Annotated in this window: 16 protein-coding genes; 4 read left to right on the forward strand and 12 right to left on the reverse strand. The window is 56.1% G+C overall.

Annotated elements, in window-relative coordinates; translation table 11 throughout:
- Nucleotides 1–12: 12 nt before the first annotated feature.
- The 4 genes from RA157_RS09875 to RA157_RS09890 all read right to left on the reverse strand — a co-directional run bounded on the left by RA157_RS09875 (nt 13) and on the right by RA157_RS09890 (nt 3,300).
- Entirely contained in the window at nt 13–981 is a 969-nt protein-coding gene (locus tag RA157_RS09875; protein ID WP_350332955.1) for a hypothetical protein, read from the reverse strand.
- Between the two features lie 186 nt (nt 982–1,167).
- Complete coding sequence (locus RA157_RS09880; RefSeq protein ID WP_350332956.1) at nt 1,168–2,139, reverse strand: NUDIX hydrolase; 972 nt, start codon at nt 2,137–2,139, stop codon at nt 1,168–1,170.
- The gene (locus RA157_RS09885; RefSeq protein ID WP_350332957.1) at nt 2,123–2,683 is read right to left on the reverse strand and encodes a tyrosine phosphatase family protein; all 561 of its coding nucleotides are present in this window, start codon (nt 2,681–2,683) and stop codon (nt 2,123–2,125) included. Before RA157_RS09885 ends, RA157_RS09880 begins: the two co-directional genes overlap by 17 nt.
- Entirely contained in the window at nt 2,680–3,300 is a 621-nt protein-coding gene (locus tag RA157_RS09890) for an HD domain-containing protein (RefSeq protein WP_350332958.1), read from the reverse strand. Before RA157_RS09890 ends, RA157_RS09885 begins: the two co-directional genes overlap by 4 nt.
- A gap of 120 nt (nt 3,301–3,420) precedes the next feature.
- Between RA157_RS09890 and RA157_RS09895 the strand changes: the two genes are divergently transcribed.
- A complete protein-coding gene (locus RA157_RS09895) occupies nt 3,421–4,482 on the forward strand; it encodes a DUF1176 domain-containing protein (protein WP_350332959.1) in 1,062 nt (353 codons plus the stop codon).
- Between the two features lie 46 nt (nt 4,483–4,528).
- On the opposite strand, the gene RA157_RS09900 is transcribed toward RA157_RS09895, so the two are convergent.
- Nucleotides 4,529–5,230, reverse strand: coding sequence for a glutathione S-transferase family protein (locus RA157_RS09900; RefSeq protein WP_350332960.1), 702 nt, complete (start codon nt 5,228–5,230; stop codon nt 4,529–4,531).
- An 86-nt stretch (nt 5,231–5,316) separates the two neighbouring features.
- Here RA157_RS09900 and RA157_RS09905 point away from each other — a divergent pair, with 86 nt between their 5' ends.
- A complete protein-coding gene (locus tag RA157_RS09905; protein ID WP_350332961.1) occupies nt 5,317–6,000 on the forward strand; it encodes a helix-turn-helix transcriptional regulator in 684 nt (227 codons plus the stop codon).
- Nucleotides 6,001–6,200: 200 nt separating this feature from the next.
- Nucleotides 6,201–7,586: an aminotransferase family protein gene (locus RA157_RS09910; protein ID WP_350332962.1), complete on the forward strand. Its 1,386-nt coding sequence runs from the start codon at nt 6,201–6,203 to the stop codon at nt 7,584–7,586.
- A gap of 103 nt (nt 7,587–7,689) precedes the next feature.
- On the opposite strand, the gene RA157_RS09915 is transcribed toward RA157_RS09910, so the two are convergent.
- The gene (locus RA157_RS09915) at nt 7,690–8,685 is read right to left on the reverse strand and encodes a catalase family peroxidase (protein WP_350332963.1); all 996 of its coding nucleotides are present in this window, start codon (nt 8,683–8,685) and stop codon (nt 7,690–7,692) included.
- 170 nt (nt 8,686–8,855) lie between these two features.
- On the opposite strand from RA157_RS09915, the gene RA157_RS09920 reads away from it, so the two are divergent.
- Nucleotides 8,856–9,554, forward strand: coding sequence for a glutathione S-transferase family protein (locus tag RA157_RS09920; protein WP_350332964.1), 699 nt, complete (start codon nt 8,856–8,858; stop codon nt 9,552–9,554).
- A 9-nt stretch (nt 9,555–9,563) separates the two neighbouring features.
- Here the strand turns inward: RA157_RS09920 and RA157_RS09925 are convergent, their stop codons facing one another.
- From RA157_RS09925 to RA157_RS09950, 6 genes are all read right to left on the reverse strand, one after another.
- Entirely contained in the window at nt 9,564–11,051 is a 1,488-nt protein-coding gene (locus tag RA157_RS09925; RefSeq protein WP_350332965.1) for a protein adenylyltransferase SelO, read from the reverse strand.
- A 66-nt stretch (nt 11,052–11,117) separates the two neighbouring features.
- Entirely contained in the window at nt 11,118–11,876 is a 759-nt protein-coding gene (locus RA157_RS09930; protein ID WP_350336187.1) for a pyridoxine 5'-phosphate synthase, read from the reverse strand.
- A gap of 143 nt (nt 11,877–12,019) precedes the next feature.
- Nucleotides 12,020–13,009 carry a DUF3179 domain-containing protein gene (locus RA157_RS09935; RefSeq protein ID WP_350332966.1) on the reverse strand — a complete coding sequence of 330 codons (990 nt, stop codon included), beginning with the start codon at nt 13,007–13,009 and terminating at the stop codon, nt 12,020–12,022.
- Between the two features lie 135 nt (nt 13,010–13,144).
- Complete coding sequence (locus RA157_RS09940; protein WP_350332967.1) at nt 13,145–13,600, reverse strand: NUDIX hydrolase; 456 nt, start codon at nt 13,598–13,600, stop codon at nt 13,145–13,147.
- A complete protein-coding gene (locus RA157_RS09945) occupies nt 13,597–15,165 on the reverse strand; it encodes a methyltransferase (RefSeq protein ID WP_350332968.1) in 1,569 nt (522 codons plus the stop codon). The genes RA157_RS09940 and RA157_RS09945 overlap by 4 nt, the downstream gene beginning before the upstream one ends.
- A 9-nt stretch (nt 15,166–15,174) precedes the next feature.
- A complete protein-coding gene (locus RA157_RS09950) occupies nt 15,175–15,714 on the reverse strand; it encodes a hypothetical protein (RefSeq protein ID WP_350332969.1) in 540 nt (179 codons plus the stop codon).
- Nucleotides 15,715–15,808 lie beyond the last annotated feature (94 nt).

Here is a 15,808-nt window from a genome sequence, read left to right on the forward strand (position 1 = left end):
GAGAGTTGGCGATCAGAAACCGGGCGCAATCAGTGTTGTGCCCGGTTTTGTATAGAGGGACGGCACAGACGTGGCGGGTTGTCGTTCATCCGGCACCCAGCCGCACAGGGGCTGTGATGTCTGCCGGGGCAGGCCGTATTGGCGGGCCAGAAGTTCGGCGGCCTCTGTCATATCCGTGTAGGACAGAGTTGCAGTCTGCAGGCTGTTCTGCTGGCTTAAAACAGAGACAAGCCGGTCCGGGCCCGGGCCGCGATGATCCATCTGGCGGGTAAGCAGCCTGATCATTCGTCCGACATTCCCGGGGCTGAGACTGGCCTTGCTGTTCTGCTTCTGCTCCAGACTGACAAACCCCAGCAGAGGGCGTGTTTCACCATAACCGGCCAGGCGTCGCTCATTCAGTGTCTGATAGCCGGATCGGGCTATAGACTGGGCCATAGACCGGGATAGGCCGGAACCCGTCAGATCGGTCTGTTCCCTCGGTTGCAGACCCAGGGCGCTGGCTGTTCTCAGGTGGTGGGACAGGCGCACGGCGTGGGTGCCAAAAATACGTCCGCCGATGCGGGCGAACTGGATGCACAGTCTTTCCGTTGCGCTGCGGTGCTCTGGCGATGATACCAGCAGGATCACACCATGCCGTGTCTCCAGCGCCGATGTTTCCAGGATCAGCTGATCGGACAGGCAATAATGAACCCAGTCAAGAAGATCGTCATGGAAGTCAGACAGGACTTTAAGGGGTCTGGCTGCGGGGAGAATCCCAAGCGCAGGCATGGATCCTGAAGGCTGACCAGGCAGGGGCGTTTCCCAAAAATACTGACCAGCAGATTGCCGGAAAATAACGCCCGGCTGATCGGATGACGATTCACGGCGCAGTTCCACAGGCCAGCCCAGAAAAATCCGGCGGAAGGCTTCCGCCAGATCGGCACAGTCCCGAAATGCAAAGCTGGATCCGAATGGATCCAGGCGCAGGCAAAGGCCGGACATGGGCTGTTCCTAAACCGTTTGTTCCAAAACGTGGATAGCAGCCTTAGCCCAAATCGACGGGCGTGAGGAGGGGGAGAGACGTCACATCCCATCACGCTTTGGGCACAATCAATCACCCTGCTGTTATCAGCGGTAAAGAGGGACCGCCGCGAGATTTCAGGTGGTATTTCAGGAGGCTGAGAGTGCTTACACCCTGAGGCCGGGAGCAGGGCGTTCAGCCAGAACCGGGGACCGGAACTGAAAGAGGGCTGCAGGCCGCCCGCCGGTGGCTGTGGATGTCTGGCCTGTTGGTTCCACCAGCTCGGTGTTCTCCACCAGGCGTCTGAAATTCTGTTTGTGCAGAACGCGTCCTGAAATGGATTCCACAATCTGCTGCAGCTCAGTCAGGGTAAAGGCCTCCGGCATCAGCTCGAACACGACAGGTCTGTATTTCAGCTTGCTGCGGAGACGGGCCATGGCTGTGGCCAGAATGCGCCTGTGGTCATGCTGCATGCTGTGTCCGAGATCCGGGCGATCCTCGCGGTCGATGGCAACCGGTCGTCCGTCGCGTACGGCCTCATCCACTAGACCGGCTTCATACAGCAGCTCGTAACGCTCTAGGACACGTTCTTCATCAAAGGCGATCGTGTCTGACCCGAAGGCCAATGCCAGCCGTTGGGCTCGCCCGAGCGCGCGGGGAGGCTGGTCGGTTGATGGTGGCTGGCTGCTCCACTCTTCAAGCTTAGGAAGGATGACCTGGTCCAGAATTTTCGGGCGGCCATTCCGCCAGTCCTCCCAGGGGAAATACCGGTACCAGGGCTGCCATTGTGCGCCATGCGCAAGAGCACTTGTTGAGGTCTCATCAGAGTAACGTGTCAGTGCGAGATAACCGACAGAGACCATATGGTGTTCCGCCTCCGCGGAAATGGCATGTCGTCCCCGGTCCCCGAACGTATAGAGCTGCTCCACATAACCGAGCGGCAGAGCGGTCTGTTCAGCCACCCAGGCCCGGAGGCCGGTTTCAAGGGTTCTGTGCTCAAGAGGATTGAACGGCCCGAAGGGCAGGGCGGTGTCTGATGAGGATGTCTCATCTGCAGGAGGAGCGGCCAGAATATGCGGTTGTCCGTCCCTTACGGTGACGATGGCAGCATTCAGGCCAATCTCAACAGGAAGTGCCATCAGGATCTCCTGCCGGAAGTGTGAAGACTTCACCCTCAAAGCAATCGGCACCGCGCCCGATCCGCTCTATGGCCCGTATCATGCGGCCGTTCCGGCCTAGGCGACCATCGGCCAGCCGGACCAGATGAGCGTTGGGGGTGGCAGAGGGGGACCTGTTTCTCAACATCTGTGCCAGGGTTTCCTCATCCTTGTCCGGGTTGAGAAGATTGGCTACGATATATGCCCCGGCTGTGGAGCGGGACACGCCAGCCCAGCAATGAACCAGCAGTGGCCCTGTCTGACTTCCTGTCTCATACCAGTCTCGGATGAACTCAAGCAGTGCCGTCATATGCTCGTCACTGGCAAAGACAAGGCCGGGCGTCGGGCTGGTGATGTCGTTGAAGGACAGGGTCAGATGATCTGCGTCCGTCAGGTGCTGCGGTCGTTCCACAAGCGTTCCCTCGCTCACAAGAGACAGCATGCGAGCAGGGCGATACTGTTCAGCGGTCTGCGCCAGCCTGGACAGGGGACAGACAACGATCTGCCTGTTTGAGGAAGCCGTCACGATGAACGCTCCTGACCCATGGCCTTCAGGAGACTGTGGAACCGTTCAAGGAAAGCGGCTTGAGCCTGGCCAGAGGGCAGGGGGTCAAGCCTGTAGCGATCCGGGTTGATGCCCCGCGGTCTGCCAAACAGTTTTGCTGCCTCAGTCTCGGCAAAGCCTGCCAGTTGCGTCGCTTCAAGATAGGCTGAGATATGGTCGGCCCGTTTGATATGGCTCTTGACCACCTGTGGCAGACTGGCTGGCAGGGCAAACCGGAGGTGAATGGCAGATTGCAGCCGGTCTTCCACAGCCTTGTAGCCACCGCCGACAACCGCCTTGAACGGTGAGATCATATCTCCGATCACATATTCGGGTCCGTCATGCAGCAGTGTGGCCAGTTGCCATTTTATCGGCCAGTCCGGTTTCAGATCGCAGGCAATTGCATCCACCAGCACGGAATGCTGGGCGACAGAAAAGGCGCTGTCTCCGTGTGTCTGTCCGTTCCAGCGGGCCACGCGCGCCAGGCCATGGGCAATGTCCTCTATCTCCACATCAAGCGGAGACGGGTCGAGAAGGTCCAGTCGTCTCCCCGATAACATGCGCTGCCAGGCGCGGCGGTCTTTTGATGCTGTGGCCATTGATTCCCCGTATGAGTAAGCAGAAAAGACCGTGCTTTTCTTTCCTGGGAGGGTCAAGAGGCAAAGACCGGTGGTCAAGATCGGAGGAATGCGGCATGGTGGTAAAAAAGGGAGTGAAATATGATCAGAACGGGTTTCAGAACGCTCATCAGCGCGCTTGCTTTCCTGGGCCTTGCAGAGGCGGCTTCTGCAGAAGGCATCAAGATGAATGTGCAATTGTTCGGCACAAAGGACCTTGAGGGGTTCGATGGCTGCCGGTTCGCGCTCTGGCAGCGGGGACGTAACCCGGAGAAGAATAAATATGCCTATGTGTTCTTCATGCCGTTCGGCGGGGATGGTGCTCCGCTTCCAGCCTGGGTGAAAACCAGTGGCAAGTTCTATGAACTGGAACGCCGTGCCGAGGATTTCGAACAGGTTGGCAATGTGGCCCGTAACAGCTTCTACAAGGATGCGAACGGTTCAACCGCGGCCCATGTGGAGGTTTTCGAAGCGGAAGATACGGGCCGTGTGACGCGGATTACCAAAGCAGATGTCACGATTTACCGCTCAAAGAAACAGCCGTTCCGGGTCAATGCGGAAGGCATTATGGGATGTCCGGGCAGCCAGGATACTGGAGCGGATGCCAAAAGTGCATCAGGTGTATCCAGTACTCCGGCGGGGTACTCAGTGGCTGACGCTATTTCTCTCGGCGCAGAGCAGACATTCGATGATCTGCGTTATATTCCCAGGCCTGTAAGGCAGGGCGTGCGCAACGAACTCTATAATCTTTGCGATCTGGATGCGACGCCTCCCTTTGGCAGCAGCTACGAGATTTCAAGCGCTCTCACCCTGTGGCAGGTGCCCTGTTTCTCCGGTGCTTATCAAGGGGCATCGGTGTTTGCTGTCGTAACCAACAGCAATCCCAAGCATTTTGTCTTCCTGCCCCTGCAACAGCCGCCAGCGCTTCATGGCTCTGACAAATATGATGCCATGCTGGCGCAGATGGACACGAAAACCGGTATTCTGACCACAACCGAATTGAGCCGCGGTGTTGGCGATTGCGGCGTCTTCGCCCGCTATCAGCTTGTGGCGACAGAGGGCGAGGCGCTGGAATTCCGCATTCTGGAATATCGGGAAAAGCTGGACTGCGATGGGCGTGAAGAGGCGCCTGAAACCTGGCCGTTGGCCTGGTCTGCCCAGTAGAGCAAGGTTGCGTTGAACGGGTTTGATGGGGCTCAGCCCCATCACTCTATTCCGGATAGAATGTTGCCCTGCCACGTTTGACATAATCCATCAGGAGAGGGTCATCGGCGACAAGCCTGCTGAGTGCGGTGCGCTCCGGGAAACCGGCCATTGTGCTCAGCATGGTCACCACGGTTATATCAGCTGCTGATGGCGTCTCGCCGAACAGGAACGGCTTGTCAGCAAGGAGATCGCGGATGGCATCGATGTCATGCCGGGCGCGGTCAAGCCGTTCTTCTTCCGAGTGGCGACCCATGCCCTGGGCTCTGGCCTGCTTGAACACATCCTTACGGATGAGGCCCGGCAGAAACAGACTGAGCGGGAAGGGCAGATGCGCAAAGAAGGTGGCCTTGATGTGTTCCCAGCTCGCATCTCCCATCCAGCGGTCACTGAGAACGGCGAAATAGAGATGCTCTTCCACCATGCGGATGACAGCACGGCCCGTGGCCCGTTGTGAAGGTGTCAGCCCGGCATCAAAATCAATGCCGGTACGCTGTTCCAGATAGTCGCGGATCTGATCACTGTCCGGGATCAGTGTGCCGTTATCATCCAGAACGGGAAGCTTGGCCTTTGGCATCTTTCGAGGGTCATCCAGGTAGGAAACCTCCCAGTCGACCCCTGCCAGTTTGAGCATGCAGGCCGCCTTGACGCAAAAGGGGCTGCCGGACATCTCACCAAAGGCGGGACGAAATACAATAAGTTTCATCATGATCGTTTCCTCAATCCTCTTCTGCGTTCTGGATAGCTGGTTTATGCTGACACTTTCTGTCAGTAGAGAATTACATATTCAAAACTATGTCACGAACCACACGCCTGCTCCAGCTCATGCATTTGCTCCGGATGCTCCCCAGCCCGGTTCGTGGCCAGGATCTGGCCTCGGAACTGGGCATATCGCTCCGATCAGTTTATCGCGACATTGAAACCCTGCGGCAGTCCGGCGCTGTCATCGACGGGGAGGCGGGATATGGTTATGTGCTGATCGAGGACCCGGCTCTGCCGCCCCTGATGTTCAGTCGTGAGGAAACCGAAGCCCTGGTGCTTGGTCTCCGGGAAGTGGGGGAGGTGGGCGACGAAAGCCTTGCAGCTGCTGCCGGCAGTGCCCTTGCCAAGCTGAAGGCCAGCCTGCCGGATCATGTGAGGCATCGACTGGAACACTCGGTGCTTCACGCCAAACGCTTTGCGCCGCGCCCGGAGGTGCGGATCGATATAGCCGCGCTCCGGGCTGCTATGTGGGATGAGATGATTGTCGAGATTGGCTACTCAGATGGGCATGGGCGTGAGACCAGACGGATGATCAAGCCATTGTCCATTGTCTATCTGGATCGCGCCCAGATGCTCCTGGCCTGGTGTCTCCTGCGTTCAGCTTTTCGTGCCTTCCGGGTTGATCGCATACAGCAACTGTCTGTTACAAAAGACAGTTTCCGCCCCGCCCGGGTGGCGCTGCTGAAAGAATGCCTGATCGCAGTTCGCGGAGATTGATATTAAATCTATTATGACAGTTATTTTTGTTATTAAAGGTTCTGTGAAAGATCTGTATCCACCCAACCTGCCAAATTGGCACCATTGAATGGGCCCAACTGGGGCCTTCCTTTCCCGAAATCTCTATGGACTGATAGATGCCAAGGATTGGATGCCAGCCGTACGTTTCGACGGCTGCGCAGACGGGTTAGGAAATCACAATGGAACGTTCTGACGGATACAATGATTTTTCCGAAGTCATCGAGAATGACCGGGCACATGTCTGGCACCATCTGAGCCAGCACAAGAAGTATGAGACCGTTGATCCTCTGATGATCATTGAAGGCAAGGGCATGCGTGTCTGGGACGCAACAGGCAAAGAGCACCTTGATGCGGTCTCCGGCGGTGTCTGGACGGTCAATGTGGGCTATGGCCGCGAAAGCATTGCAGATGCGGTGCGTGACCAGCTGGTCAAGCTGAACTATTTCGCCAATTCCGCAGGCAATGTCCCTGGTGCCAATTTTGCCAAGGCTCTGATTGACAAGATGCCGGGGATGAGCCGGGTCTATTTTTCCAACTCCGGCTCAGAAGCCAACGAGAAAGCTTACAAGATTGTCCGTCAGATTGCTCACAACAAATATGGCGGCAGGAAGCATAAGATCCTCTATCGGGAACGTGATTATCACGGCACGACCATTGCCTGTCTCAGTTCAACCGGACAGCCTCAGCGTAAAGGGCAATATGGCCCGTTCACGCCGGGCTTCGTCGAGGTGCCCCATTGCTGCGAATATCGCTCCCAGTATGGTGATGTGGCTGACTATGGTGTTCGGGCTGCAAGAGCCATTGAAGATGTGATCCTGAGGGAAGGGCCGGATACGGTCGGAGCCATTGTTCTTGAGCCGATCACGGCAGGCGGTGGTGTGATCACTCCGCCGGAAGGTTATTGGGAGACGGTTCAGGAAATCTGCCGCAAGTACGATATCCTGCTGCATATTGATGAAGTTGTCTGTGGTCTCGGACGGACCGGCAAATGGTTCGGCTATCAGCACTACGGTATTCAGCCGGATATCGTCACCATGGCCAAGGGCGTTGCGTCCGGTTATGCGGCGATTTCCTGCACAGTGACAACCGAAGCTGTATTTGAGCAATTCAAGGCTGATCCCTCTGATCCAATGAGCTATTTCCGTGATATCTCCACTTTTGGCGGTTGCGCGGCAGGACCTGCGGCCGCACTCGAGAACATGCGGATCATCGAAGATGAGAACCTGCTCGAGAACACCACCAGAATGGGCGAATATCTGCTTGGCCGATTGAACGAGCTGAAAGACAAGCACCCGATTATTGGTGATGTGCGCGGCAAGGGTCTGTTTGTGGGTGCAGAGCTTGTTGAAGATCGGGAGACCAAGAAGCCGGTTCATGAAAGTGTCACTCAGGCTATCCAGGGAGACTGTGCGGCCAATGGCGTTATCATCGGAGCGACAAATCGCAGCTTTGATGAGTACAACAACACGCTTTGCCTGAGCCCGGCCCTGATCTGTACAAAGTCTGATCTGGACGAAATCGTCGATGCAATTGATGCAGCGATTACGCGGGTGACATCCGCCTGACGGATATCGCCTTGAGCAACAGATAAACCGCCCGCGCTTTCACTTAAGCGCGGGCGGTTGCGTTTATGGAGACATGCTGGAGCGGATGTCCTCCTGAAGCGTTCTATTCGCTGCGACGGGTCAGTGAGACCGCGTAGGAGGAGCTGCGGGCTTCCAGCATCGGATCGTCAGAGGGTTCAATCCCGTCCGGCAGTGCAAGCGGATCATAGACCTGACCCGTGCAGTCATTCGCAGACCCTTTTGTAACGTAGCTGTTTGCCACAAGGGTTCCGACTTTCATGGTTTCCCGATCATCCGGCCAGGCGATGTTAGCATTGTTAAGCGGGTCTCCCTCTTTGGGGAACTGAACCATGATGGACCAGCGAGCGGGTGCAGAAGTGACCCGGCCCTTGAATTCAGCCTCAAGAAAATCCTTCGGCATGGTTTTTTCCTGTTCCGCTGTAAGGCCCACATAGCCACCCTCAGGCTGGAAGACCCAGCGAACCGGATGGGACTTGCCGTCCTGGCCCTCAAGATAGAAGGTGTGAATCATGAAGTAAGGCGTGCTTGCAACACTGGCAGGGGCCGGGCGGGCCTTGATGTATTTGCCGGTCTTCAGCGTGTGAGGATTGGCCTTGCTGTAAGCGTCAATCGCAGCCTTGTCCTTTTTGCCTGTCACAGGATCTTTGGCGCGAACCGTAAGGTACTCGACAAATTCTTCCGGTGTACTGGCAACAAACATGGGGACGTTCGACCCGGCCCAGTCCATGGTGTCATCATCCGGCAGCTCCATCTTGACGCCGATGCCGCGTGTGGATCGCGCACGGTCATCGGATGCAGGGTTGCCACCGCCATTGGAAAAGCGAATGGAGGCCTGATGCTGACCAGGCTGAAAAAGAGGTGAGGTGAAGCGCTGTCCGGCTTCGGCTGTCGGTTCAAGATACCCGGCAGCACAGAAGCCTTTCGCTCCTGATGCACGTTTTGCTGCATGACGCCCAAAAACGCCATTCAGCTTGTTGACGAGGACTTCTCCGTCAACCGGATTGGTTTCTTCAGCCTGGGCTGTCACACCTGTGGCTGCCAGCGCCAGACTACTCCATAAAAGAAAGGTTTTGCTCATTGTTCGTTCGTCCCGACATACTATGAATTTTAGGTATCAAAATACCAATGCGAGGCTGTTACGTTAGAGTGATTGCTGCTTCAGGCTGAATCAAAAAACTGTTTGTTTTGGGTCAGAATAAATGGAACAACTCGAGTGTTGCCAAAAGGCCTGAGATCGGACTAACGAAGATGTATCAGCTTTATTTCGCGCCCGACAACGCATCAGTTATCGTTCGTATTGCACTTGAGGAAGCCGGGCTTGAATACCAGGACATCCTGGTTGACCGGGCGGTGGAAGAGCAGAAAAGCGAAGCCTATCGCGCACTCAATCCTGCAGGGCTGATTCCGGTTCTCATTATGGATGGGCAACCCGTTCATGAGACTGCGGCTATCCTTCTGGCACTGTCTGAACGTCATCATGTTCTAGGGCCGGGCCTGGGTGATGCCAACCGGAGTGAATTCCTCAAGTATTTGTTCTTCTTGAGTAATACGGTTCACATCGAGCTGCGTCAGATCTTCTATCCGCAGATTTTTGTTGGCAGTGACGGCACAATGATTGCGACCCTTCGTTCGCGTGCCAGAGCGCGGTTCCTTGAACACCTTGCCATGCTCAACACACGGTACGAAACAGGCCCCGGGCCGTATCTTTACGGTGAGGCTCTGTCTGCGGTGGATATCTATCTGGCATTGTTTCTGCGTTGGGTGCAGCTTTATGGCGACGCGAAGGAATGGGTGTTTGATCTTGCGGAGTTTCCCTCACTCAAGCGGATGACTTCAGATTTCGAAACGCGCCCGGCTGTTATCCGAGCGTTCGGACAGGAAGGAATCCACCCGCCATTCATTGACAAACCGACGGGGCCGGACGGTTCTCGGGGGGCAGCTGTCTGAAGGTCAACGTCAGGTTCCGCAAAAGGTTTTGCGGACCTGCTCTTCCGGTTTCGGTGGTGCCTGATAAGCCTTCTTGTCCGGCTGGTCATCAAACGGGCGGGACAGAACGTCAATTAAGATCTCAAAAGGGGTGAAATCATCCCGTAGGCCCGCCTGAATAGCGTCTTCAACTCGATGATTGCGCGGAATATAGGCGGGATTGATACGCTTCATATGGGCCTGTCGCTCAAGATCGGACCGTGTTTCCTGGCCAAGGCGTCGCCGCCAGTCGGACAGCCATTCCACAGCACGATGCGGGGCTTTGAAAAGGTCAAGAAACGCCTGATCTGCTGTGATGTCTGCCTCAATGGCAAGATCCGAGAGCGTGCGGAAGACCAGAGTGAAATCGGCCTCATTTTCTGCCATCAGTGTCAGAAGTCGGTGAGCCAAGTCGAGGTCTGTACGCTCTTCAATGGCTAAGCCTATCTTCTGCCGCAGGGCCTGCTCCCAACCTGTGTTGAAGTGCTCCGAGAACTGGCCCAGTGCATCCTTTGCGAGGGTGGCGGCTGTATCACGGTCATTATCGATCAGGGGCAGCAGTGATGTTGCAAGCTGGGTCAGGTTCCACTGGGCCACAGCGGGCTGTTGCTGATAGGCATAGCGGCCGTACTGATCGATGGAACTGAAGACCCGGTCGGGATTGTACGCATCCATGAAAGCGCAGGGGCCATAGTCAATCGTCTCGCCGGAGATGGTCATATTGTCGGTATTCATCACCCCGTGGATGAAACCGACAGACAGCCAGCGGATGACCAGTTCAGCCTGACGATGAACGACCGCTTCAAGAAGAGCTAGATAGGGGTTCTCTACGTGTTTCAGGTCCGGGTCATGCCGGTCGATTGCATAGTCTGCCAGCCGCATCAGAGCATCATCATCCCGGCGGGCGGCAAAATACTGAAATGTCCCGACCCGGAGATGACTGCGGGCAATGCGCGTCAGAACAGCACCGGGGTAAAGCAGTTCCCGAATGACCCGGTCAGCTGTGGTGACAGCAGCGAGTGCACGTGTGGTCGGAATGCCAAGAGCGGCCATGGCTTCAGAGAGAATATACTCCCTCAGAACAGGTCCCAGCCAGGCCCGTCCATCACCACCTCGGGAATAAGGTGTGCGACCTGCTCCCTTGAGCTGAAGGTCATAGCGCAGGCCATCTGAGCCGATAAGTTCTCCCAGAAGGATGGCTCGCCCGTCACCCAGTTGCGGGACCCAGCCGCCAAACTGGTGGCCAGCATAGACCATGGCCAGTGGAGCAGCGCCATCCGGTACGTGGTTCCCGGCCAGCATGGCAATGCCGTCTGATGTCTTCAGGTTTTCCGGATCAAGGCCCAGATGGCGGGCCAGAGGCTCATTCAGACGGATCAGCCCAGGCTCGGCCACAGGGGTTGGGGCCAGGCGTGCATAAAACCTGTCCGGCAGGCGTGCATAGCTGTTGTCGAACGGAATTGCTTCAATGTCTGCCATGCTCGTGCTCGCCACCATAACCTTATATCGTCCCTGACAATATAGGGCTTGGTGTCGGCAATGCCATCATTCAGCCGCGAGGGCCGTTGGCGTGCAGCAGGTCAGATAGCGCCGGGTTGCATCAGCAAAGCCATAAAGCAGTGCATCCGCTGTCAGGCCATGCCCGATAGAGACTTCCCGGACAAAGGGAATGCGCGCAAGAAGCGGCGGCAGATTATCCAGTGTCAGGTCATGTCCGGCATTCACATCCAGACCACAGGCTCGAGCCGCTTCAGCCGTTGCAGCCAGTCTGGCTAGCAGCTGTGCCTTTTCCTGTTCGTCAAACATGTCACCATAAGGACCGGTGTAGAGCTCGACCCGGTCCGCTCCAACATCGCGGGCCAGCAGTGCGATGGCCGGGTCGTCATCCACAAACAGGGAAACCCGCATGCCGCCTGTTTTCAGGCGCGAGATAACCGTCTTGAGGAGGTCCTGATTGGCGGCAATATCCCAGCCGTGGTCTGACGTATTCTGGCTGGGATCATCGGGAACAAGTGTAACCTGATCCGGTTTCACCTCTTCCACAAGAGACAGGAAGCGCTCGTCCGGATACCCTTCGATATTATATTCCCGGTCTCCATAGGTGTATGAGCGGATAACCTCATTCAGTTCAAACACATCGGTACGGCGAATATGACGCTCATCCGGACGCGGGTGAATGGTAATGCCATGGGCCCCGGCATCCAGAACAATACGTGCCATCCCGGTCACACTTGGCCATGGCAGGTCACGACGGTTACGGAGCATTGCCACCGCATTCAAATTGACACTCAGATCCGTCGACATCATCGCCTCCCGGTCAAACCAGTAGGAGTCTTCGGCCAAAACAGCCGGAACTCATCACAGTTTTAACAGGATGATGTATTTTTGGCCCTATGAAAAGTGCCAAATAAACAAAGAGACAGAACCAAGGTATGTTTGGCTTGGTACTACTTCAGCAATTCACCATCCGGATGGAAGGCCCGATAGGCGAAGGCGAATGTTACATCATAGACCACCGCGCTCTGCCGGTTGCCGCTATGTCTGAGAGCGGTGACATTGCCGACATCCTTTCCATCGGCAATCGCTTCTGTATCAAGAGCTGAGTTCTGACCTGCAATCCAGCGCAGTTCCACGTCGCCCAGGCGCAAGCGACCGTCCTCCCGCAGACGCGGCAGGGTAACAGCTCTCGGCTGTCCCGCTTTTGTATCCTTGATAACGACCACACGGGTCATCGGGTCCACATCACTCGGCAGATTGCCCATGAACAGCGGATAGGGGCGATCCCGGCTGTCATAATTCACATATGGATTCTCTCCATAGCGTCGAAGACCGTCATGGTTGGGGACGAGAACCTTGCCGTTTGGATAGGCTGTCCGGAACAGTTCGAAGGATTCAACCGTGACCGGCAACATGGTCAGCCGATCGCCTGTCTTCTTCCCGACAATGGCCTCGCCGGTGAACTGCTGCCACCAGCTTTCCGTCTTGCGATCATACATGATCATGTCGGACTTGCGTAAAAGGCCCGTTGTTCCGAACTCAACGCTCTCGCCATCAAGCTGCCGTTGAAAGGCAATTGCTGAATTGCAGAGCGGGCAATAGGTGACAGCGACAGGAACACCGCCCACCGTGTCGTTGACGATTTCGTGCCATGTCATGATACGCAGGGGATAGGCGCGTACATCGCCATTGATCTCCAGGCGAATGACCGGTTCTTTCGGCTGGACTGTCTGCTCGCTTGTTGCCGATACAAACCGGGGGTCATCAATGGAGGGAATGCCATCGCGGGGCGGGCCGCCGGAAACGATTTCGTCCATCTCGACTGACGAGACATTGAAATCCGTCATCCAGCCATGGGTCATGAAGCCCTGACTGTAGGACGTGGCAGCACCTGACAGGGTTGCGATAACAAAGAGGCCGGCAGCAATCAGTCGGCGCATTCAAGACTCCATTGAGCAGAAGAAAACAGGAGTCTGATGGATTTTGAGACGTCAGGAAAGACAGGCGCCGGTCAATACGGTTCAAGCCTCCGTGAAATTCCGTCAGGTATCCGAGCAGAAGCGTCAAAAGTTCCGTCAGTCGGAGAGGATTTTTGAGGCTTCCGAGATGAGAAGGCTCAGTTCCGGTGTGGTGCGCAGCTCTGCCAGTTCGTCCGGATGAACCCAGCGGGCAGATTGGGCATCATCGCCCGCCTGTAGGGTACCGTCCGTATAGTGAGCGGTGTGAACGGCAATAACAAAATGCGCGTTCAGAAGACCATCATCACCGCGGCTGATCACCTCATTCAACCTGACAAAGACCGGGTTGTCACAATTGAGGCCGGTTTCCTCAAAGAGTTCCCGGCGGGCGGCATCCGCCACAGTTTCCCCGAATTCCACATGACCGCCAGGCAGGCTCCAGACCCCTTCAAGAGGTGGTTTCCCGCGCTGTATCACAAGAACGTCGTCCCCTTTCCAGAGAGCGAGACTGGCCGCCATTTTGGGGCGAGGGGAATCAGAGTGAGATGAAGATGAGGATGCGTCCCGGGTCATTCAGGATGAACCACACCGCTTCGGATCAGGGCGGGTAGCCACAGGCTTTTGAAATGTGGCAGGGCTTCAGACAGCGCCCGCAACCGCTCTGTCTGGTCGGTCACGGCAACACCATTCTGAACCCATGTTTTGCCGGATTCTGCGATCAGGCGTTCTGCGGTAACAACAGCCTGGTCCTCTCCGGCTTCCACTGTCGCCCGCAACAGCACAGCCGTTGTGAATCCGAGCCGGATCGGCAGGCCTGTGGCCGGTGCAGGCAGATAAACGTGGCCTTCCCGGAACAGTGTCTTGCCAAGCAGAACCTTTGACAGTTCATGACCATACTGAAGCTGTGCTGAAGCCGAGGCCTTGCCCGGGAGGTTGAATGTCTGCGCCGTGATAAACGGGCTGACCCAGCGCTGGACAATCAGCAACTTGATCCGCTCAGCCAGCTCATCCATTGACATGCCGCCAAGGGCTGGCAGAGCCTTGAGGTCTGCAAGTGTCAATGTCTGGTGCTGAAGGGCGTTGATGATCAGTGTGTTCTCGACATCAAGCGGTCGGGGGCCGTAGGTGTTGATTGCGCTGGCATCAGCAAGGGCACCAAGCTGAAGTCCTGCAAGACTGGTGGCAAGATCTTCAAGCGCCGGTGGTTCCGCGCAATTCAGATAGGTATCGGAGCGATGCTTCTCCAGTCGTTGAATGGAGCGCAGATCCTCACTCAGAAGACGGTCGGAATAGCGGCGGAGTTTGCTGCTGGAAGGCTCCCGGCCCATATTGTGGTCAAGCTTGGTATTGCCACAATAATACATGCCGATATTCGAGAAATCGTTGGAGACTTCCGAGAAACTGAACGGTTGCCAGTGATCGTTGAAAAACTCATGGGCAACATAGTTCAGTGACTTGTTGGCCAGTTCGTCAAAGATGGCTTTTGCATCCGGATGCGCATCCGCATAGTCGAAGCCGTTCTCCATCATGGTGCGCAGGGACTGATAAGCTTTCTGGATGCGTTCGGCCGTGGTGCCGAAATGCCGATTGGCCGCCTGAACAAAGAGATTGCGCAGCGGCAGGAAAGAGGCCCAGCCCGGCAGGGTGTTATAACTGATGTTACAGGTGCCGCCCGGTTTCAGAAGCTCGTGGATGATCTGCCGGATGTGGCGGCGGGTCGGTTCGCCGACCCAGCTGTAAACGCCATGCAGACTGATATGGTCAAACGGACGTATGTCCCTCTGGCCGATCACCTCTGAAAAGTCGGCTTCGTGGAAGAACAGGTTCTTCAGACCAGCCTTTTCCTTCAGCCGCTCGCCATTGTCGATATGCACCGGATTGATGTCGACAGCATGGAAAATGCCGCGCGGGAAACTGGCCGCGAGGGTCGCAATGCCAAGGCCGTTGCCGCAGCCAAGTTCCAGATATCTGAACCGCGGATTGGGCATGGAAAGCGGAATGCCGTTTGTGCAGGCCGAAAGAGCCATCATCGATGGAGACTGGCCGGGGAAGTACCGCGCAATATAGGGCGTGTCGAGAACCACACCGGCATTGGCCAGATCGGAAGTGTGCGACTGGGAAGACGGAGCAACCGACATAGTCAAACCTCAGTCAAACAGCGCATCGACGGCCACCTGGGCAGTCGGCAGCTCGGCGGCCAGCATCGGATCGGTTTTCTCGGAAACCCCGTTGATCACACTGCTCGCCTGATCCAGGAGCGGACGAATTTCGGAGGACACCTTGAAGGCGATCATGTCAAAGGCGGACGGGTCATCGGTATGAACCGCATTTTCCACGTTTTCAAGAACCTGCAGCATATGCCGGTCAATCTCTGCGACCACGGTGTCGAGGCGATCTCTGGTTTCGTGTGAAGCTTGATTGAAGGCTTCAAGGGCAAGGGCCTTGTCCTTGAAATGGGAATGTTTGAAATAGGCATCATAGGTCATCGGTGACCAGCCCAGGACATCCTCCGCACAGTCCGGCATGGAACTGAGCATCTCAATCAGCATGACAACTTCATTGAAGTGATTCAGGTAATCAGTCGCAAGGTAGGTATCCGGATTGATATTGGCAGCAGTCAGAGCATCTCTGTTAAGAGATGCGGCAGAATCTGACGGACTGCCATTTTGAGAAAACGAGTTTTCCATCAATCACTTACCCCATATTTACCAAGAATTTTAACGCTCGACGGTTGCCAATCGGTTACGATTCACGCTTTTCTTTGAAAAAAGATCGGAAATT

Origin of the sequence: Coralliovum pocilloporae (assembly GCF_030845175.1) — a bacterium.
Lineage (GTDB): Bacteria > Pseudomonadota > Alphaproteobacteria > Rhizobiales > Cohaesibacteraceae > Coralliovum > Coralliovum pocilloporae.